The organism is Pseudomonas sp. 3B-A001-10F (genome assembly GCF_056313565.1).
Genome location: NZ_JBQYFW010000037.1, coordinates 41,068 through 60,376, shown reverse-complemented (window position 1 = coordinate 60,376; position 19,309 = coordinate 41,068). Strand labels below are relative to the sequence as shown.

Here is a 19,309-nt window from a genome sequence, read left to right as displayed (position 1 = left end):
TTTCAGGAGCGCCACTAAGCAAGATCAAAAGATCGCAGCCTGCGGCAGCTCCTACAAGGTTCAACGTCATTCAAGCCACCTGCGGAACAAGTTGTTGCGCCAACAGATGCTTGAGCAGCGCGCGATACGCCAGCACGCCACGGCTCTTGCCGTCGAATTGCGAAGGCGTGACACCGGCCCGGCTGGCGTCGCGCAGACGGGTATCAACCGGGATATAACCCTGCCAGATCTCGTCGGGGAATTTGTCGCGCAGCACGCGCAAGGTATGCATCGATGCCTGGGTACGACGATCAAACAGGGTCGGCACGATGCTGAACGGCAGCGCCTGTTTGCGCGAGCGGTTGATCATCGCCAAGGTGTTGACCATGCGCTCCAGACCTTTGACGGCTAGGTGTTCGGTCTGCACCGGGATCACCAGTTGCTGGCTCGCCGCGAGGGCGTTGACCATCAGCACGCCGAGCAACGGCGGGCTGTCGATGACGGCGTAATCAAAATCCTGCCACAGCTGCGCCAGACTCTTGGCGATCACCAGACCCAAGCCACTCTGTCCCGGTGACTGCCGCTCAAGGGTTGCCAACGCGGTGCTCGATGGCAGCAGGGAAATACGTTCGTCGCTGGTCGACAACAGCAACTGCCCCGGCAGGCCTTGCGGCACGCTGCCCTTGTGCAGAAACAGGTCGTAATTGCTGTGTTCCAAGCTGTCGGGGTCATAGCCGAAATAGCTGGTCATCGAGCCGTGCGGGTCGAGATCGACCACAACCACGCGCTTGCCCGCCTCCGCCAGCAATCCGGCTAAAGCGATGGAAGATGTGGTTTTACCGACACCACCCTTTTGATTGGCGACTGCCCAGACTCTCATTCGGTTCGTTCCTCCCGGCCGATATGCTCGACCGAGACATAGCTCAGCGTGTTAATGCGGGTGACGGAGAATTGACGGCACTCTCGCGTCCCGGCGTCTTGACCGGGGTCGGTGCAGTTTGTGTGCCAGCACGCTTCAACGCAGCATCCGGTTGCGCATGGGCGGTTCCAGTGCCGGTCAGGCTGCGGCGTACATCGAGGTTTCGCGACACCACCAGCACGACGCGACGGTTCTTCGCGCGGCCTTCAGCGGTGGCGTTGTTGGCCACCGGCTGGAACTCACCGTAACCCACTGATGCCAGGCGACCAGGGTTGACACCCTGCATTGCCAGCATGCGCACGATGCTCGCCGAACGCGCCGAGGACAGCTCCCAGTTGGTCGGGTACTGCGCGGTGCGGATCGGTTGATCGTCGGTGAAACCCTCGACATGGATCGGGTTATCGAACGGTTTGAGGATCGCCGCGACCTTGTCGATGATGTTGAAGGCGATGTCACTCGGCATGGCGTCGCCGCTGCCGAACAACAGGCTGGAGTTGAGCTCGATCTCGACCCACAACTCGTTGCCGCGCACGGTCATCTGATTGGAGCTGATCAAATCGCCGAACGCGGCGCTGATGTCATCGGCGATGCTTTTCAGCGGATCGCTGGCACCGGCAATACCGGCGTCAACCTGCTCGGCGTCCTTGACCAGCGGCTTGGCCGGGGTCACGGTCTTCGGTCGTTCATCGCCAATCGGGATCGGTTTGAGCGAGCGGTCGGAGTCGGTGAAGACGCCGATCAGCGCTTCGGAAATGACTTTGTACTTGCCTTCGTTGATCGACGAAATCGAGTACATGACCACGAAGAACGCGAACAGCAGCGTGATGAAGTCAGCGTAGGAAACCAGCCAGCGTTCGTGGTTTACATGCTCTTCCTGGTGGCGACGACGTGCCATGAGGTTATTCCCTTAATCCATGAAGCCTTGCAGCTTCAACTCAATGGAGCGAGGGTTTTCACCTTCGGCGATCGACAAGATCCCTTCCAGCAACATTTCGCGATAACGCGACTGCCGCAACGCGATTGACTTCAGCTTGGCCGCCACTGGCAGCAACACCAGGTTGGCACTGGCCACGCCGTAAATGGTCGCGACGAACGCCACAGCGATGCCGCTGCCCAGTTGTGTTGGATCAGCCAAGTTGCCCATCACGTGGATCAGGCCCATCACCGCACCGATGATGCCGATGGTTGGCGCGTAGCCGCCCATGCTTTCAAAGACTTTCGCCGCTTCGATATCGCGGGCTTCTTGGGTGTAGAAGTCCACTTCGAGGATGCTGCGGATCGCTTCCGGCTCGGCGCCATCGACCAGCAGTTGCAGGCCTTTGCGCGAGTAGTTGTCAGGTTCGGCATCAGCCACGCCTTCCAGACCCAGCAGGCCTTCCTTGCGCGCGGTGAGGCTCCAGTTGACGACGCGATCGATGCCGCCGGCCAGATCGACCCGTGGCGGAAACAGAATCCAGGCAAGGATCTGCATGGCGCGTTTGAACGCGCTCATCGGCGATTGCAGCAGTGCGGCACCGATGGTGCCGCCCAGTACGATCAATGCCGCCGGGCCGTTGGCCAGCGCACCGAGGTGACCACCTTCAAGGTAGTTACCACCGATGATGGCGACGAACGCCATGATGATCCCGATAAGGCTTAAAACATCCATCAGAGACACGCCTCGACAATGTGCTTGCCGATGTCGTCGAGGCTGTACACCGCGTCGGCGAGGTCGGCTTTAACGATGGCCATCGGCATGCCGTAGATCACGCAGCTTGCCTCATCCTGTGCCCACACCGCGCTGCCGCCCTGCTTGAGCAGACGCGCGCCTTCACGGCCGTCGGCGCCCATGCCGGTCAACACCACCGCCAGAACTTTGTCGCCGTAGGATTTCGCCGCCGAACCGAAGGTGATGTCCACACACGGCTTGTAGTTCAGACGCTCGTCGCCCGGGAGGATTTTCACCGCGCCACGGCCATCGATCATCATTTGCTTGCCACCCGGAGCGAGCAACGCCAGGCCCGGACGCAGGATGTCGCCATCCTCGGCTTCCTTGACGCTGATGCGGCAGAGCTTGTCGAGACGTTCGGCGAAGGCCTTGGTGAACGCTGCCGGCATGTGCTGGATCAGCACGATCGGCGCCGGGAAATTCGCCGGCAACTGAGTCAGCACGCGTTGCAGCGCAACCGGGCCGCCAGTCGAGGTCCCGATGGCAACCAGTTTGTAGGCCTTGCGTTTCGGTGCAGGCGACGAAGCGCTGGCGGCCGGGGCGCGAGTCGGTGCCGGCGCTGGAGCCGGACGAGCCGGCGCGCTGGTGCTGTGACTGCTGCTGTGGCTGCTGAAGCTCGATGCTGCCGGAGCAGGCGTCGGCGCTGGTGCTGCAACCGGCGCAGGCGCGCTGTAGGCACTGAAACGACGATTACTGCGCGAGATGCTATGGACCTTCTCGCACAGCAGTTGCTTGACCTTCTCGGGGTTGCGCGAGATGTCTTCGAAATTCTTCGGCAGGAAATCCACCGCGCCGGCGTCCAGCGCATCCAGGGTGACCCGGGCGCCTTCGTGCGTCAGCGAGGAGAACATCAACACCGGGGTCGGGCAGCGCTGCATGATGTGCCGCACTGCCGTGATGCCGTCCATCATCGGCATCTCGTAGTCCATGGTGATCACGTCCGGCTTGAGTGCCAGGGCCTGATCAATCGCCTCTTTACCGTTGGTTGCAGTGCCGACCACCTGAATGCTCGGATCCGCAGAAAGAATTTCCGAGACGCGGCGGCGGAAAAAACCCGAATCGTCCACCACCAGGACTTTGACTGCCATAAACACTCCATTAGGTGCAGCGGGACGTTGTCGCCCCGCCGCCCCGGATTCAAATACGCCGTGCGGCGTAACGCTTGAGCATGCTTGGAACATCGAGAATCAGCGCGATGCGGCCGTCACCGGTAATGGTGGCGCCGGACATGCCCGGAGTGCCCTGGAGCATTTTGCCCAATGGCTTGATGACCACTTCTTCCTGACCGACCAGTTGATCGACGACGAAGCCGATCCGCTGGGTGCCCACCGAAAGGATCACCACGTGGCCTTCACGCTGCTCTTCGTGAGCGGCGGAGCTGACCAGCCAGCGCTTGAGGTAGAACAACGGCAGCGCCTTGTCCCGCACGATCACCACTTCCTGACCGTCGACGACGTTGGTGGTCGACAAGTCGAGGTGGAAGATTTCGTTGACGTTGACCAGCGGGAACGCAAACGCCTGATTGCCGAGCATGACCATCAGGGTTGGCATGATCGCGAGGGTCAGCGGTACCTTGATGACGATCTTCGAGCCCTGGCCCTTGGTCGAGTAAATGTTGATCGAACCGTTGAGCTGGGAAATCTTGGTCTTCACCACGTCCATGCCGACACCGCGGCCGGACACGTCGGAGATCTCGGTCTTGGTCGAGAAACCCGGGGCGAAGATCAGGTTGTAGCACTCGGTATCGCTCAGGCGATCGGCTGCGTCCTTGTCCATCACGCCGCGCTTTACCGCGATGGCGCGCAGGACGTTCGGGTCCATGCCTTTGCCGTCATCGGAAATCGACAACAGGATGTGGTCGCCTTCCTGCTCGGCGGCCAGAACAACACGACCGCCACGGGCCTTGCCCGATGCCTCGCGCTCTTCCGGCGACTCGATGCCGTGGTCGACCGCGTTGCGCACCAAGTGGACCAGCGGGTCGGCCAGGGCCTCGACAAGGTTTTTGTCGAGGTCGGTTTCTTCGCCCACCAGTTCCAGGTTGATCTCTTTCTTCAGCTGACGAGCCAAGTCGCGAACCAGACGCGGGAAGCGCCCGAAGACCTTCTTGATCGGCTGCATCCGCGTCTTCATCACCGCGGTCTGCAAGTCAGCCGTGACCACGTCGAGGTTCGACACGGCCTTGGACATGGCTTCGTCGCCGCTGTTGAGGCCCAGGCGCACCAGACGGTTACGCACCAGCACCAGCTCGCCGACCATGTTCATGATTTCGTCGAGACGCGCGGTATCAACCCGTACCGTGGTTTCCGCTTCGCTCGCCGGTTTTTCTGGCGGCGGTGCGGCGGCAGCACGGGCCGGAGCCGGTGCAGCAGCGGCAGCCGGTTTCGGCGCTTCGGCTTTCGGCTCAGGCTTGGGAGCTGCCTTCGGTGCTGCAGCCGGAGCGGCCGCAGCCTTGGCGGCCGGCGCAGCCACCGTGGAAGCAGCGCCGGCAGTCGCGGCGCCAACGTCAGTGAACTTGCCTTTGCCGTGCAATTCGTCGAGCAGCGATTCGAACTCGTGATCGCTGATCAGATCGCTGCCGGCAGCCGGTGCCGAGGCGATCGCCGATTCCAGTGCTTCAACGGCAAAGTTGCCCTTGCCATGCAGTTGATCGAGCAGGGCTTCGAATTCGTCGTCGGTGATATCCGAGCTGTCGCCCGCCGCCGGGGCTGCTGGAGCCGCTGCGGTCGGTGCCACGGCATCCGCCGCGAACTGGCCTTTGCCATGCAACTGATCGAGCAACGACTCGAACTCGGCGTCAGTGATTTCGTCGCTCGCGGCTTCAGCGGCCGTTTGCGCAGGTGCAACAGCGGCCGGGGCTTCAGCTTCAGCCTTGACGGCGTTCAGCGAGTCCAGCAGTTGTTCAAATTCGTTATCGGTGATGTCGCCCGACGCGTCGCCTTCGACGACCAGGTCTTCGATCATCTCGGCTACCGGCGATGCCGGGGCGGCATCCGCCGATTGCGGTTCGGCCAGACGCGCCAGGGCGGCCAGCAGTTCCGGGGTAGCGGCGGTGATCGGTGCACGCTCACGGACTTCGCTGAACATGCTGTTCACCGCGTCCAGTGCTTCGAGGACAACGTCCATCAGTTCTGCATCAACGCGACGCTCACCCTTGCGCAGGATGTCGAACACGTTTTCGGCGATGTGACAGCACTCCACCAGCTCGTTGAGCTGAAGGAAGCCGGCGCCCCCTTTTACAGTGTGGAAACCGCGAAAAATTGCGTTGAGCAGATCTGCGTCATCCGGACGGCTTTCCAGCTCGACCAGTTGTTCGGACAGTTGCTCAAGAATCTCGCCGGCCTCAACCAGGAAATCCTGAAGGATCTCTTCATCGGCGCCGAAGCTCATTAATGGGGTGCTCCTACAGGTCTAAAAACCCAAAAAACCTAAAATTCCACAACTCTAGAATCCGAGGCTGGATAACAAATCGTCCACATCGTCCTGACCGGACACAACGTCTTCTCGTTTATCGGCATGAATCTGCGGACCTTCACCCTGCGAGAGATGTTTTTGTGGATCTTTTTCTGCAAGCATCGCGGCGCGGTCATGTTCGATGCCCGCAAAGCGGTCGACCTGACTGGCCATGAGCACGAGTTTGAGCAAATTGCTTTCGACTTCGGTGACCAGTTGGGTCACACGCTTGATCACCTGACCGGTCAGGTCCTGGTAATCCTGGGCCAGCAGGATGTCGTTGAGATTGCTCGACACCGCACGGTTGTCCGTGCTGCTGCGTGACAGAAAACCGTCGACCCGGCGCGCCAGCTCGCGGAACTCTTCAGCCCCGACCTCGCGACGCATGAAGCGACCCCAATCGGCGCTCAAGGTCTGCGCTTCATCAGCCAGACTGTTGACCACCGGCGTGGCGCTTTCCACCAGATCCATGGTGCGGTTGGCCGCGGCTTCTGTCAGCTTGACCACATAGCCCAGGCGTTCGGTGGCGTCGGTGATTTGCGACACTTCCTCGGCCTGCGGCATGTTCGGATCGATCTGGAAGTTGACGATCGCACTGTGCAGTTCACGTGTGAGCTTGCCGACTTCCTGGTACAGGCCACGGTCACGGGTCTGATTGAGCTCATGGATCAGTTGCACAGCGTCGCCGAACCTGCCTTTTTCAAGGCTTTCGACCAGTTCGACCGCGTGTTTTTTCAGGGTCGACTCGAAATCGCCCTGTGAAGATTCGTTATGCTCCATAGCTCCCCCGCGCGTTCATCAGCCGATGCGTTCGAAAATCTTCTCGATTTTGTCTTTCAACGCCTGAGCCGTGAAAGGTTTGACTACGTAGCCGTTTACACCAGCCTGAGCGGCTTCAATGATCTGCTCGCGCTTGGCTTCTGCAGTCACCATCAGCACTGGCAGGTGCTTGAGTTTTTCATCGGCACGCACATGGCGCAGCAGGTCGATACCGGTCATGCCCGGCATGTTCCAGTCCGTTACCAGAAAGTCGATGCTTCCGCTGTTGAGCACTGGAATGGCAGTCACGCCATCGTCAGCCTCGACGGTGTTGGTGAACCCAAGATCACGCAGCAGGTTCTTGATGATCCGCCGCATCGTTGAGAAGTCATCAACGATGAGGATTTTCATGTCTTTGTTCAATTCGACCTCCAAGCAGTCTTAAACGCGCCCAGCACCTGGACGCGCCACTTCAATCAATCGGCGCAGCACTCGAAGACTGTCTGGAGCACAACAGAGCAAGACCGGTGCCGTTCATCACCGCACCAGCCTCGTTCGCAGTGTCCCCACACTGCCTTCAGCGCGCTCGCCACTCCCCCAAACGCCCCCGCAAACGGGCCGCGCACTGGCTGTGTAACTGGCTGACCCGCGATTCACTGACGCCAAGGACTTCACCGATCTCCTTGAGGTTCAGCTCTTCGTCGTAGTACAGCGCCAACACCAGTCGCTCACGCTCCGGCAAATTGGCAATCGCGTCCGCCAACGCTGCCTGGAAACGTTCATCTTCCAGATCGCGTGACGGCTCCATATGAGCACTCGCGCCATCCTCGTGCAGCCCTTCGTGTTCGCCGTCCTGCAACAGGTCGTCGAAACTGAACAGGCGACTGCCCAAGGTGTCATTCAAAATCCCGTAGTAATCGTCGAGACTCAATTGGAGTTCGGCCGCAACCTCGTGATCTTTAGCATCACGGCCGGTTTTAGCTTCAATTGAGCGAATCGCGTCGCTGACCATACGGGTATTGCGGTGAACCGAGCGTGGCGCCCAGTCCCCTTTGCGCACTTCGTCGAGCATCGCGCCGCGGATTCGTATGCCCGCGTACGTTTCGAAACTGGCGCCTTTGCTGGCGTCGTATTTGGTCGAGACTTCAAGCAGGCCGATCATCCCGGCCTGGATCAGGTCTTCGACCTGCACACTCGCCGGCAAGCGCGCCAGCAAGTGGTAGGCAATGCGTTTGACCAGTGGCGCGTAACGCTCGATCAACTCGTACTGCGCGTCACGTGCCGACTTCTTGTAGTAGTTCATACCGCTTGCGGTCATAGCACGGGCCCTGCCGTTTGCTGCACGAGGCGCTCGACGAAAAACTCAAGGTGGCCACGCGGGTTGGCGGGCAGCGGCCAGGTGTCGACCTTCTGCGCGATCGCCTTGAACGCCAGCGCGCACTTGGAACGCGGAAAGGCTTCGTACACCGCGCGCTGCTTCTGCACCGCTTTACGCACGCTTTCGTCGTAAGGCACGGCGCCGACGTATTGTAGGGCCACGTCAAGGAAGCGATCCGTGACCTTGGTCAACTTGGCGAACAGGTTGCGCCCTTCCTGCGGGCTCTGCGCCATGTTGGCGAGGACGCGGAAGCGGTTCATGCCGTAATCGCGGTTGAGCAGTTTGATCAGCGCGTAGGCGTCAGTGATCGAGGTCGGCTCATCGCAGACCACCAGCAACACTTCTTGCGCGGCGCGAACAAAACTGACTACCGAGTCACCAATACCCGCAGCGGTATCGATCACCAGTACATCGAGATTGTCGCCGATGTCGCTGAACGCCTGAATCAGGCCGGCATGTTGCGCCGGGCTCAGGTGCACCATGCTCTGGGTGCCGGACGCCGCCGGCACGATGCGAATGCCACCGGGGCCTTGCAACAGCACGTCGCGCAGCTCGCACCGGCCTTCGATGACGTCGGCCAGCGTGCGTTTAGGGGTCAGCCCCAACAATACGTCAACGTTCGCCAGACCCAGGTCGGCGTCCAGCAGCATGACCCGACGGCCAAGCTCTGCCAGCGCCAGCGACAAGTTCACTGACACGTTAGTCTTGCCGACGCCACCTTTGCCGCCGGTCACCGCGATCACCTGTACGGGATGCATGCTGCCCATGTTATTTCTTTACCTTGTCTTGCATAGACGGAGGCCACATTACTGGCTGCGCGTTCACAACCGGAACAATGCATGGCAGACCATCGATGTAGGTACAAAAACTGTTCATGAATACCTCAGCCTACCTGCTTGGTCGGGCTGTGATAGATATCAGCGAACATGTCAGCCATGGCTTCTTCGCTGGGTTCTTCCTGCATTTGCACGCTGACGGCGCGGCTGACCAGTTGATGACGGCGCGGCAGATGCAAATCATCCGGAATCCGTGGGCCATCGGTCAGGTACGCGACCGGCAATTCATGACTGATCGCCAGGCTCAACACTTCGCCAAGGCTGGCCGTTTCATCCAGTTTAGTCAGGATGCAGCCGGCAAGCCCGCAACGCTTGTAACTGTGATAAGCGGCGGTTAGAACCTGTTTCTGGCTGGTGGTTGCCAAGACCAGATAATTTTTTGAACGAATGCCACGCCCGGCCAGACTTTCCAGCTGCATGCGCAGGGCCGGATCGCTGGCTTGCAGGCCGGCAGTATCGATCAATACCACGCGTTTGCGCAGCAGTGGATCCAGCGCTTGCACCAGCGATTGGCCCGGATCGACGTGGGTCACTGGCACATTGAGAATGCGGCCCAGCGTCTTCAGTTGTTCCTGAGCGCCGATACGGAAACTGTCCATGCTCACCAGCGCGACATTCTGCGCGCCGTATTTCAGCACATAACGCGCGGCCAGCTTGGCGAGTGTAGTGGTCTTGCCCATGCCGGCAGGACCGACCATGGCAATGATACCGCCCTCTTCCAGTGGCTCGACTTCCGGTACGGCAATCATCCGGGCCAGATGCGCGAGCAGCATGCGCCAGGCCTGACGCGGTTCTTCGATATCAGTGATCATCGCCAGCAGATCGCGCGACAACGGGCCGGACAGGCCGATACGTTGCAGACGGCGATACAGGTTGGCTTGCGCCGGACGGCTGCCTTGCAGCTGATTCCAGGCCAGGGTGCCGAGCTGAACTTCCATCAGCTCGCGCAGGCTGTTCAATTCAAAGCGCATCGAATCCAGTGCACGCGGATCGATACCACCGGAGGACTGCGCAGGTGTCGGGGCCGGACGCGCCGGAGCGGCGTAAGTCGGCTCGGTCAGCGGTTCAGCGGCGGTCAGCGGCAGGCCGGCGGTCAACGGCAGCCCGGCGAAAATCTGGCGATTGCTATTGCCATCGGCTTCGCCACGCAGGCTCAACTCGGCCTGAGCGGTGACAATGCGCGACTGGGTCTTGCGCAGTTCGTCCTCGAGCTCCATGTTCGGAACCCGTGGCGCCAGCGCCGACAATTTGTAATCCAGTGCCGCCGTCAACTCGACACCGCCGGCAATGCGGCGGTTGCCAATGATGGCGGCATCAGCGCCCAGCTCATCACGAACCAGCTTCATGGCCTGACGCATATCGGCGGCAAAGAAACGCTTAACTTGCATAAACCACTACCTCAGCCGTTGGGCCCTACTGTCGCAACGATGGTCACTTGCTTGTTGTCCGGTATTTCCTGGTAGGCCAGCACATGCAGCCCAGGGACTGCGAGGCGGCCAAAGCGCGAGAGCATCGCGCGGATCGGGCCGGCGACCAAAAGGATCACCGGCTGACCTTGCATTTCCTGACGCTGCGCCGCTTCGATGAGCGAACGCTGCAGCTTCTCGGCCATGCTTGGCTCCAGCAGAACGCCCTCTTCCGAGCCTTGTCCTGCCTTCTGCAGACTATTGAGCAATATTTGTTCCAACCTTGGTTCCAAGGTGATCACAGGCAGCTCCGACTCAGTGCCTACAATGCTTTGGACGATGGCGCGAGATACGCCGACCCGCACAGCAGCCACCAGCGCGGCGGTATCTTGACTCTTCGCGGCGTTGTTGGCGATGGCTTCGGCAATGCTGCGGATATCGCGCACCGGCACGTGTTCGGCGAGCAGCGCTTGCAACACTTTGAGCAACTGCGACAACGTGACCACACCCGGCACCAGCTCTTCTGCCAGTTTCGGCGAGCTTTTGGCCAGCAATTGCATGAGTTGCTGCACTTCTTCGTGGCCGATCAGCTCGCTGGAGTGCTTGTACAGAATCTGGTTCAAGTGCGTCGCGACCACGGTGCTGGCGTCGACCACGGTGTAACCGAGCGATTGTGCCTGGGCACGCTGGCTGATTTCGATCCACACCGCTTCCAGGCCGAAAGCCGGATCTTTGGCGTTGATACCGTTGAGCGTGCCGTAGACCTGGCCCGGGTTGATCGCCAGTTCGCGATCCGGATAGATCTCGGCTTCGGCGAGAATCACGCCCATCAGGGTCAGGCGATAGGCGCTTGGCGCCAGGTCGAGGTTGTCGCGGATGTGCACGGTCGGCATGAGGAAGCCCAGATCCTGCGAGAGCTTCTTGCGCACGCCCTTGATCCGCGCCAGCAATTGCCCACCCTGGTTACGATCCACCAGCGGAATCAGGCGATAGCCGACTTCCAGGCCGATCATGTCGATCGGCGTCACGTCGTCCCAGCCCAGCTCTTTGGTTTCCATGGCGCGGGCCGGCGACGGCAGCAAATCCTGCTGGCGCTTGACCTCTTCCAACGCCACGACTTTAGCGACGTTCTGCTTTTTCCAGAACAGGTACGCGCCGCCAGCGGCCAGCGCAGCCATGCTCAGGAACGAGAAGTGCGGCATGCCCGGCACCAGGCCCATGACCGCCATCAGACCGGCGGCCACCGCCAGCGCTTTGGGCGAGGCGAACATCTGGCGATTGATCTGTTTGCCCATGTCTTCCGAACCGGAAGCACGGGTCACCATGATCGCCGCCGCTGTTGATAACAACAGTGATGGCAATTGCGCCACCAAACCGTCACCGATGGTCAGCAAGGCGTAAACCTTGCCGGCATCGCCGAAGCTCATGTTGTGCTGGAAGATACCGACGGCCATACCGCCGATGAGGTTGATGAACAGAATCAGCAGGCCGGCAATGGCGTCACCACGGACGAATTTGCTGGCACCGTCCATCGAACCGTAGAACTCGGCCTCTTGGGCGACTTCCTGACGGCGCATCTTGGCCTGGTTCTGGTCGATCAGACCGGCGTTGAGGTCGGCGTCGATCGCCATTTGTTTGCCGGGCATCGCATCGAGGGTGAAACGCGCGCTCACCTCGGAAATCCGCCCGGCACCCTTGGTCACCACGACGAAGTTGATGATCATCAGGATCGCGAAGACCACGATACCGACCACGTAGTTACCGCCGATCACCACCTCACCGAAGGCCTGAATCACCTTACCGGCAGCGGCGTGGCCGTCCTGACCGTGGAGCATCACCACCCGCGTCGAAGCCACGTTCAACGCCAGCCGCAGCAACGTCGCCACCAGCAGAATGGTCGGGAACACGGCGAAATCCAGCGGCCGCAGCGCATACACGCAGACCAGCAGGACGACGATCGACAGCGCGATGTTGAAGGTGAAAAACACGTCGAGCAGGAACGGCGGCACCGGCAACATCATCATCGCCAGCATCACCAGCAACAGCAACGGCACGCCCAGATTGCCTCGACTGAGGTCGGCAACGTTTGTGCGAGCAGTGTTGAATAACTGAGAGCGATCCACCGGTTTTCCCCGTTCCTTTAAAGCAAACTTTTGACGCCCAGAGCGGGCTCACGGCGGGTACTGCAAGAAGCTTTCCAACTTTTGCCGGGGAATGAAATAGAGGGGTTTGATCAAGGAATTTTTGCTGATTGGGCCGGCCCTTTCGCGAGCAGGCTCGCTCCCACAGGGAACCGCATTCCAAATGTCAGATTGAAATGCAATCCAAATGTGGGAGCGAGCCTGCTCGCGAAGGGGCCTTCATGTTCGGCGCAAATTTCTTCATTTAAACGAAGCTGTTTAAAAGACACCTCCAGACACGCCTTTCAGGCTACAAATCCTTGCGCCATTGCCTACAGCCAAGCCAGAATCCGCCGGCTTGTGCGCCTTGGGGGCGGGTTCTATTGTGGTCCGGTCGCTGACGAATCAGCGATCGGGTCTCGCAGCCCGTCGATCTCTGGACGCACAACACCCGCTTTTTTATGGCGGCTGTACGTGGGAGACCTTCGGGTCTGCCGGTTCTAGAGTCCCGGTCTGCGACCTGCATATAGCTGCCACCCTCATTCATCTCGCAGCGAACGTTGGCAGCTCCAATGACTCTAGGAGCTTCACAATGACCAAACCAACACCCAACTCACCCGAAACAGACCTCGCCTCCCCCTACGAATCCCTCGATTCAAAAAAACTCAACGACGCCGCCTAACGCGCGCTCGATCACTACCTCTGCCCACCCGGCTCCACGCCACCACCGCGTAAAAACCGCCGGATGTACGCCGTTACCGCAGACTTCAAAAACGAGGAACTGCTGGCCGATGCCAGTGAAACCCTCGCCTCAGCCAGAACCATCGCCCATGACTTCGCCCACCTCATCCCCGCGTCGCAACGCAGGACGCTGTTGGGGATCGCGCAACTGATCATGCTCGGCGAGCTGGCGGTGAATCGGGTGATGGATAATCTGGAGTTGCCGCAGTAGCGACACGCGATGATCGTTCCCACGCTCCTGCGTGGGAATGCCTCAACGGACGCTCCGCGTTCGGCTCTGGAAGGGACGCGGAGCGTCCCGGGCTGCATTCCCACGCAGAGCGTGGGAACGATCAATGAGACGTTGTGATTGCTCGCGAAGGCGACCTTACAACCAACGCATGTTTCAGCCATAAAAAACGCCGCACCGCGCAGTCGGGACGGCGTTTTTTAATGCCGGTTACTGCGCAGTCAAAATCTGCTTGGGTGCAATATCGCCGAAGCTCAGTTGCTTGCCGTTGACGTAGCGCGTACCCCGCAAAATCTGCTCACCTTCGACCTCAACGAAGTCCTCATCCATGTACATCAGCACGACCTTGGTCACTGGCGCAATGACTCCAGGGATCATCAGATCGGTTTGCAGCAGATTGAGCGCCCAATGAAACTGGATGGCCGGCAAATCTCCGATTTCGATCTGACCCGTGTCATCCAGCGATCTGAAGTCTCTGCGTGCAGTCACGCGGAGTTTTCGCCCGACCTGCACAAACTCCGGTTTGCCATAACGCACCTGCCGATGAGGGCCGGTCGCCCATTGATCGTTGTAATAACTAGGCGAGGTGAAGAGTTCGAACAGCGCCTGATTATCGCGGATGTTTCCCGCCGCACTGAACAGGTAGTTGTAGGAATAGTGGTTAGCCAGGCCGTCCAGTTCAGGCCTGATCGCGTTGATCGGGTTGTCGAGATAATCCGGGATATAAGCATTGGCCATCTGTTTGAAATGGGTGAAATCCAGATCCATGTCGAAAGTGACGGTGTAGCAGATGGCCCGCTCTTTCGGGTTCTGTTCCAGTCGCCCTGACACATATTCCAGGCCCATGCCCTCGAGTTTTCGGTAAATGCGCTCTGCCATGATCATGCTCTCCTGATTCGGTAAACTTGCGCCCCTATATCGATGTCATGGACAGCCGTCCGTCTACTGTAAGAGTTGACAGGTGGATGGCACTTCCAGACCAACGGTCTCTCGACGATGTAGCGAACCAAAAGAGAAGATCTGCAAAGCCACCGCTCATCGGAAATACTCGATCACCTGTCAGATCTGACAGTGGCGAGAATTCTTACTTCCTGCATCAAATGGAGCCTTTCCAGGCAATCACTCGAACGCAGGAGACACCCCATGAACTCAATTTCAGCAGTCACCGATCCAGTGGCGCCAAAAGTACTTGAGGCACACGGCTCCGCAGGGGATCAACTTGACTTCGATCATGTCTATTTCGCCCAACACGTCACCGCTCAAGTTCCGCACTACACCGGCATGGCCCGCGGCCATACGGTTCGCATCACTTGGGAAAACCCTCGGCACACCTACCACTCGGAGGTGATCACCGTGGGAACCCCTGGCACCATCGACATCCGCATTCCGCGCCTGGAGGTGATCGATAGCATTGGCCATACGGTGAAGGTCTTTTACACGGTACGTACGGCCCCGGGCACGACCTTGATTCCTTCGCGCTATTTGCTGCTGCACATTCTCCCTCAGTCATTCGATCTCCTGGCACCGACCCTGTCGAGTGATCAGGAAACTGTTAGCGTCAACTACGCAGGCATGACGACTGGCTATACGGTACGTTTGCGCGCTACCGCCAACACGCTATGGGAAAGTGATACGCGACCCGTTCAGGCAGGTGTCACGCCAGTCTTTACACTTCCTTCTGACTGGCGAACAAACAATCGCGGCGCCGATGCCCTGATCAATTACACCGTGTACAAATCGGGAAGTGGTGAGCGGTTGATGTTTTCGAAGGTGTTGAGGGTGCGGGTAGGCGAGGCGGTTCCTGAGCCGATACTCTTTGAGAATTTTGATGGCCAACCCCACAGCAGCATTACCGTTGGCCAGAGCATCAGTATCCCGAGCATGACCATCACACTCACTTCCGGAGCGGGTACAACCGGCATTCAAACTTACGGTGGTCCCATAGCAGGGATGCTCACCGGCCCAGCTATCGTGACAAACGCCGGCAATGAGCTTCCGACAGGGCAACAACTGATCACGCTTAGTCTCAAATCAGCCTACTCTCGAGTCAGATTCGCATACACCTATCAACTCAGAGCTGCGGAAATCAGCTTTTCCGACAACTCTGGAAATGTGGGATCGAGAAACCTTCCTGCAGACGCTTCCAACGGCCATAAGTGGGTTGATTTTCCTGCACCCTCCGGCAGGAAAATCACTTCAATTCAAATCGTCTCAAGGGACTGGTCTTACCTGGACCACTTTCAATTCTGGGTTTGAATACTGCCGGAGGCCTGATCCTGACACTGGGCAGTCAAGAATCGCGGCGCAGATCCGGCGGAATCGGCAGGTCGTCCTTGAGCGGATCCGGACGCTTGCCCTTGCCGGCGCAGAACTGGCAAGTAAGAAAAGAGGACGGTTTTATCTAACCAGTGATTTAAACAGCGGGGCTTGATCGAGGCTTTTTCTGCTGAGCCGGATGGCCCTTTCGCGAGCAGGCTCGCTCCCACAGGGAAACGCATTCCAAATGTGGGAGCGAGCTTGCTCGCGAAGGGGCCAGTGAAGTCAGTGAAAATTGCCTTTTAAACTCAGGTGTTTAAAAGACACCTCCAGACACGCCTTCGAGGCTACAAATCCTTGCGCCTTTGCCTACAGCCAAGCCAGAGTCCGCCGGCTTGTGCGCTTTGGGGTCGGGTTCTATTGTGGTCCGGTCGCTGACGAATCAGCGATCGGGTTTAGCGACTCGAATTCAAGTCAAAGGTGCATCGGCGTTCCAGGCTTCGTTGCGGATCTGTATTTTCGCGATTTCGTCATGGTGGCTGTATGCGGGAGACCTTCGGGTCTGCCGGGTGCCTGTGACCGGTTCGCTAACCTGCGTACAGCCTCCACCCCTCCTGTTTAGCGACAGGTTGTAGCGGCTCCACCTCAAAGGAGCTTCACCATGATCAAACCAACACCCAACCCACCCGAATCCGACTCCACCTCCCCCTACGAATCCCTCGATTCAAAAAACTCAACGACGCCGCCGAACGCGCGCTCGATCACTACCTCTGCCCACCCGGCTCCACGCCACCACCGCGCAAAACCCGTCGGATGTACGCGGTCACTGCGGACTTCAAAAACGAGGAACTGCTCGCCGATGCCAGCGAAACACTCGCCTCAGCTAGAACCATCGCCCAGGACTTCGCCCACCTCATACCCGCGTCGCAACGCAGGACGCTGCTGGGGATTGCGCAACTGATCATGCTCGGCGAGCTGGCGGTGAATCGGGTGATGGATAATCTGGAGTTGCCGCAGTAGCGACACGCGATGATCGTTCCCACACGCAGCAGCAGGAACGCATCAACGGACGCTCCGCGTTTGGCTTCGGAAGGGACGCGGAGCGTCCCGGGCTGCATTCCCACGCAGAGCGTGGGAACGATCACAGGCATAAAAAAACCGCTGCTCCGTTGAATCGGGGACGGCGGTTTTTTCGTTTCAGCAGTTTTGCAAACAGTTGCTCAATACCGAAGGATTTTCACTTTTCCATTTTTGCTTTTGGGCAATTCGAACTCGACCTCGCCGCCGACTTTAACGTTCGCCTGCAGGGCATCGGCCAATGGAATGCTGAATCGGTATTCTTTGGCGGTCAGAAAAAAACCCGTGGCTTCGGCAAAGGAAATACATCGCCCCGAGGGCTTCGGCGTGATGGTGCCTCTTCCGGTTTTTTCGTCATAGCTGCTGAAAATACCTTTCATTGCCTTGCTCCCTTGCACTCACCTGCCTGACCGCGTCAGTGCGCGGCTGCACCTTGCATCAAACTGCAAAATCACGACGAGCGCACCTGTCAGAGTTGACAGTAAAGAGGGATCTCAGACCAATGGCTGCACAGCAACATCAGGAATCGCGACGCAGATCCGGCGGAATCGGCAAGTCGTCCTTGAGCGGATCCGGGCGCTTGCCCTTGCCGGCACGGTACTGGCGGATCTGGTAGACGTAGGCCAGGACCTGCGCGACCGCGAGATACAGACCACCAGGAATTTCCTGCTCGAGTTCGGTGGAGTAGTAGATCGAACGCGCCAGCCCCGGCGATTCGAGGAGCATGACGTTGTTGGCGACGGCGATTTCACGGATCTTCAGGGCGAGGAAGTCGCTGCCCTTGGCCAGCAGCACGGGTGCCCCGCCCTTCTCCGAGTCGTACTTGAGCGCGACGGCGTAGTGGGTCGGGTTGGTGATGACCACGTCGGCATCGGGAATGGCCGCCATCATCCGGCGCTGGGACATCTCGCGCTGGGTCTGGCGGATGCGCTGTTTGACCTCCGGGCGCCCCTCTTGATCCTTGTGCTCGTCGCGCACTTCCTGCTTGGTCATCAGCAGTTTCTTGTGCGCTTCCCAGAGCTGCACCGGCACGTCGACGGCGGCGATGATGATCAGGCCGCAGGCCAGCCACAATGTACTCCAGCCAACCAGCGTGACGCTGTGGATGATCGCCATTTCAAGTGGCTCGTGGGCGATCCGCAAAAAGTCATCGACGTCCGCCGACAACACCGCCAATGCCACGCCCAAAGTGATGAGGAACTTGGCCAGGGCCTTGAGCAGTTCGACCACAGCCTTGAACGAGAACATCCGCTTCAGGCCTGCCGCCGGGTTCATCCGGCTGAACTTGGGCGCCATGGAGCCCGCTGCGAACAGCCAGCCACCGAGGGAAATCGGCCCGATCAACGCGGCGAGCAACAGAGTGATCATGATCGGCTGGATCGCCAGCAGCGCCATCTGGCCCGACTGCAACAGAAACGCGCCCATGGAACCCTGATCCATGATCACTTCGCGCGACAGCGTGAAGTTCAGGCGCATCAGCTCCATCAGGTCCTCGGCCAGCATGCCGCCAAACACCAGCAGCGCACCGGCACCGGCCATGGTCACGGCCAAGGTGTTGAGTTCTTTGGAACGGGCAATTTCACCCTTTTCACGGGAGTCCTTTTTACGTTTCTCCGTGGGGTCTTCTGTTTTGTCCTGACCGCTTTCGCTCTCTGCCATGACTCAGCGCGCCCGTGCCAGTTCGCGTAACAACTGCAAGGCCTCGGTGGCCAGCGGCTGGTACTGATTGAGAATGTCCGCCAGACCGACCCAGACGATAAACAGACCGAGCACCAGGGTCAGCGGAAAACCGATGGAGAAAATGTTCAGTTGTGGCGCCGCGCGGGTCATCACGCCAAACGCGATGTTGACCACCAGCAACGCCGTCACCGCCGGCAACACCAGCAACAATGCGGCGCCCAGCACCCAGCCGAGTTTGCCGGCCAGTTCCCAGTAATGCGCGGTCATCAGACCGCTGCCGACCGGTAGCGTGGTGAAGCTTTCGGTGAGGACTTCGAAGACCACCAGATGGCCGTTCATCGACAGGAACAGCAAAGTCACCAGCATGGTGAAGAACTGCCCGATCACCGCCACCGAGACACCGTTGGCCGGGTCGACCATCGAGGCGAAGCCCATGCCCATCTGAATCGCGACAATTTGCCCCGCGACGGCAAAGGCCTGGAAAAACAGTTGCAGGGAAAACCCCAGCACCGCACCGACCAGAATCTGCTCGGCTATCAGCAGCAAGCCACTGAGATCCAGCGGGCTGACCGCCGGCATCGGCGGCAGGCTCGGCGCAATACACACGGTGATGGCCACGGCGAAATACAGGCGCACCCGGCGCGACACCAACGTCGTGCCGAACACCGGCATGACCATCAGCATCGAGGCGACGCGAAACAGCGGCAACATGAACGAGGCCACCCAGGTACTGATCTGGGTGTCGGTCAGCTGAAGCAGCGATTGCATGGC

Annotated in this window: 16 protein-coding genes and 3 pseudogenes; 3 read left to right on the top strand and 16 right to left on the bottom strand. The window is 59.4% G+C overall.

Features of this window, described 5'->3' with window-relative positions; all coding sequences use genetic code 11:
- Positions 1-70 precede the first annotated feature (70 nt).
- The 11 genes from AC0ZWN_RS25030 to flhA all read right to left on the bottom strand — a co-directional run bounded on the left by AC0ZWN_RS25030 (position 71) and on the right by flhA (position 12,558).
- The gene (locus AC0ZWN_RS25030) at positions 71-859 is read right to left on the bottom strand and encodes a ParA family protein (protein ID WP_008077691.1); all 789 of its coding nucleotides are present in this window, start codon (positions 857-859) and stop codon (positions 71-73) included.
- A gap of 43 nt (positions 860-902) precedes the next feature.
- Positions 903-1,793: a flagellar motor protein MotD gene (gene motD, locus AC0ZWN_RS25025; RefSeq protein WP_093439795.1), complete on the bottom strand. Its 891-nt coding sequence runs from the start codon at positions 1,791-1,793 to the stop codon at positions 903-905.
- A 12-nt stretch (positions 1,794-1,805) separates the two neighbouring features.
- Complete coding sequence (locus AC0ZWN_RS25020; protein WP_003222929.1) at positions 1,806-2,546, bottom strand: flagellar motor protein; 741 nt, start codon at positions 2,544-2,546, stop codon at positions 1,806-1,808.
- Positions 2,546-3,694 carry a protein-glutamate methylesterase/protein-glutamine glutaminase gene (locus tag AC0ZWN_RS25015; protein ID WP_093439790.1) on the bottom strand — a complete coding sequence of 383 codons (1,149 nt, stop codon included), beginning with the start codon at positions 3,692-3,694 and terminating at the stop codon, positions 2,546-2,548. The genes AC0ZWN_RS25020 and AC0ZWN_RS25015 overlap by 1 nt, the downstream gene beginning before the upstream one ends.
- A 49-nt stretch (positions 3,695-3,743) precedes the next feature.
- Entirely contained in the window at positions 3,744-5,993 is a 2,250-nt protein-coding gene (locus AC0ZWN_RS25010; protein ID WP_476337004.1) for a chemotaxis protein CheA, read from the bottom strand.
- A 54-nt stretch (positions 5,994-6,047) separates the two neighbouring features.
- Complete coding sequence (locus tag AC0ZWN_RS25005) at positions 6,048-6,836, bottom strand: protein phosphatase CheZ (protein WP_007920000.1); 789 nt, start codon at positions 6,834-6,836, stop codon at positions 6,048-6,050.
- Between the two features lie 18 nt (positions 6,837-6,854).
- Positions 6,855-7,226: a chemotaxis response regulator CheY gene (locus AC0ZWN_RS25000; protein WP_161986607.1), complete on the bottom strand. Its 372-nt coding sequence runs from the start codon at positions 7,224-7,226 to the stop codon at positions 6,855-6,857.
- Positions 7,227-7,392: 166 nt separating this feature from the next.
- Positions 7,393-8,133, bottom strand: coding sequence for an RNA polymerase sigma factor FliA (fliA, locus tag AC0ZWN_RS24995; RefSeq protein ID WP_093439777.1), 741 nt, complete (start codon positions 8,131-8,133; stop codon positions 7,393-7,395).
- Positions 8,130-8,960 (bottom strand): flagellar synthesis regulator FleN, encoded by an 831-nt coding sequence (gene fleN / locus AC0ZWN_RS24990; protein WP_003222917.1) that lies wholly within the window; start codon positions 8,958-8,960, stop codon positions 8,130-8,132. Before fleN ends, fliA begins: the two co-directional genes overlap by 4 nt.
- 116 nt (positions 8,961-9,076) lie before the next feature.
- Positions 9,077-10,417 (bottom strand): flagellar biosynthesis protein FlhF, encoded by a 1,341-nt coding sequence (flhF, locus tag AC0ZWN_RS24985; RefSeq protein WP_476337002.1) that lies wholly within the window; start codon positions 10,415-10,417, stop codon positions 9,077-9,079.
- Between the two features lie 11 nt (positions 10,418-10,428).
- Positions 10,429-12,558 (bottom strand): flagellar biosynthesis protein FlhA, encoded by a 2,130-nt coding sequence (gene flhA, locus AC0ZWN_RS24980; protein ID WP_093439768.1) that lies wholly within the window; start codon positions 12,556-12,558, stop codon positions 10,429-10,431.
- Between the two features lie 589 nt (positions 12,559-13,147).
- Between flhA and AC0ZWN_RS24975 the strand changes: the two are divergent.
- Positions 13,148-13,507, top strand: a pseudogene (locus AC0ZWN_RS24975) (DUF6124 family protein).
- 228 nt (positions 13,508-13,735) lie between these two features.
- On the opposite strand, the gene AC0ZWN_RS24970 reads toward AC0ZWN_RS24975, so the two are convergent.
- The gene (locus tag AC0ZWN_RS24970) at positions 13,736-14,404 is read right to left on the bottom strand and encodes a hypothetical protein (protein WP_476337000.1); all 669 of its coding nucleotides are present in this window, start codon (positions 14,402-14,404) and stop codon (positions 13,736-13,738) included.
- Between the two features lie 264 nt (positions 14,405-14,668).
- Here AC0ZWN_RS24970 and AC0ZWN_RS24965 point away from each other — a divergent pair, with 264 nt between their 5' ends.
- Positions 14,669-15,781, top strand: a complete 1,113-nt coding sequence (locus tag AC0ZWN_RS24965) for a hypothetical protein (protein WP_175559664.1) — start codon at positions 14,669-14,671, stop codon at positions 15,779-15,781.
- 34 nt (positions 15,782-15,815) lie between these two features.
- On the opposite strand, the pseudogene AC0ZWN_RS24960 reads toward AC0ZWN_RS24965, so the two are convergent.
- Positions 15,816-15,899: pseudogene (locus tag AC0ZWN_RS24960) on the bottom strand (hypothetical protein); the annotation flags it as partial.
- Between the two features lie 543 nt (positions 15,900-16,442).
- Between AC0ZWN_RS24960 and AC0ZWN_RS24955 the strand changes: the two are divergent.
- Positions 16,443-16,801 (top strand): annotated as a pseudogene (locus AC0ZWN_RS24955) (DUF6124 family protein).
- Between the two features lie 200 nt (positions 16,802-17,001).
- Here the strand turns inward: AC0ZWN_RS24955 and AC0ZWN_RS24950 are convergent.
- From AC0ZWN_RS24950 to fliR, 3 genes are all read right to left on the bottom strand, one after another.
- Positions 17,002-17,238 (bottom strand): hypothetical protein, encoded by a 237-nt coding sequence (locus tag AC0ZWN_RS24950; protein ID WP_476336998.1) that lies wholly within the window; start codon positions 17,236-17,238, stop codon positions 17,002-17,004.
- A 139-nt stretch (positions 17,239-17,377) separates the two neighbouring features.
- Positions 17,378-18,517, bottom strand: a complete 1,140-nt coding sequence (flhB, locus tag AC0ZWN_RS24945) for a flagellar biosynthesis protein FlhB (protein WP_093439755.1) — start codon at positions 18,515-18,517, stop codon at positions 17,378-17,380.
- A gap of 3 nt (positions 18,518-18,520) precedes the next feature.
- Positions 18,521-19,306, bottom strand: coding sequence for a flagellar biosynthetic protein FliR (fliR, locus tag AC0ZWN_RS24940; protein ID WP_093439752.1), 786 nt, complete (start codon positions 19,304-19,306; stop codon positions 18,521-18,523).
- Positions 19,307-19,309 lie beyond the last annotated feature (3 nt).

Excerpts from the sequence above, each read along its gene's own strand:
- AC0ZWN_RS24950 (WP_476336998.1), bottom strand. The coding sequence starts at position 17,238 with ATGAAAGGTATTTTCAGCAGCTATGACGAAAAAACCGGAAGAGGCACC.
- AC0ZWN_RS24965 (WP_175559664.1), top strand. The coding sequence starts at position 14,669 with ATGAACTCAATTTCAGCAGTCACCGATCCAGTGGCGCCAAAAGTACTT.
- AC0ZWN_RS24970 (WP_476337000.1), bottom strand. The coding sequence starts at position 14,404 with ATGGCAGAGCGCATTTACCGAAAACTCGAGGGCATGGGCCTGGAATAT.
- AC0ZWN_RS25020 (WP_003222929.1), bottom strand. The coding sequence starts at position 2,546 with ATGGATGTTTTAAGCCTTATCGGGATCATCATGGCGTTCGTCGCCATC.
- AC0ZWN_RS25010 (WP_476337004.1), bottom strand. The coding sequence starts at position 5,993 with ATGAGCTTCGGCGCCGATGAAGAGATCCTTCAGGATTTCCTGGTTGAG.
- AC0ZWN_RS25030 (WP_008077691.1), bottom strand. The coding sequence starts at position 859 with ATGAGAGTCTGGGCAGTCGCCAATCAAAAGGGTGGTGTCGGTAAAACC.
- AC0ZWN_RS25005 (WP_007920000.1), bottom strand. The coding sequence starts at position 6,836 with ATGGAGCATAACGAATCTTCACAGGGCGATTTCGAGTCGACCCTGAAA.
- motD (WP_093439795.1), bottom strand. The coding sequence starts at position 1,793 with ATGGCACGTCGTCGCCACCAGGAAGAGCATGTAAACCACGAACGCTGG.
- flhB (WP_093439755.1), bottom strand. The coding sequence starts at position 18,517 with ATGGCAGAGAGCGAAAGCGGTCAGGACAAAACAGAAGACCCCACGGAG.
- AC0ZWN_RS25000 (WP_161986607.1), bottom strand. The coding sequence starts at position 7,226 with ATGAAAATCCTCATCGTTGATGACTTCTCAACGATGCGGCGGATCATC.
- flhF (WP_476337002.1), bottom strand. The coding sequence starts at position 10,417 with ATGCAAGTTAAGCGTTTCTTTGCCGCCGATATGCGTCAGGCCATGAAG.
- fliA (WP_093439777.1), bottom strand. The coding sequence starts at position 8,133 with ATGACCGCAAGCGGTATGAACTACTACAAGAAGTCGGCACGTGACGCG.
- fliR (WP_093439752.1), bottom strand. The coding sequence starts at position 19,306 with ATGCAATCGCTGCTTCAGCTGACCGACACCCAGATCAGTACCTGGGTG.
- fleN (WP_003222917.1), bottom strand. The coding sequence starts at position 8,960 with ATGGGCAGCATGCATCCCGTACAGGTGATCGCGGTGACCGGCGGCAAA.
- AC0ZWN_RS25015 (WP_093439790.1), bottom strand. The coding sequence starts at position 3,694 with ATGGCAGTCAAAGTCCTGGTGGTGGACGATTCGGGTTTTTTCCGCCGC.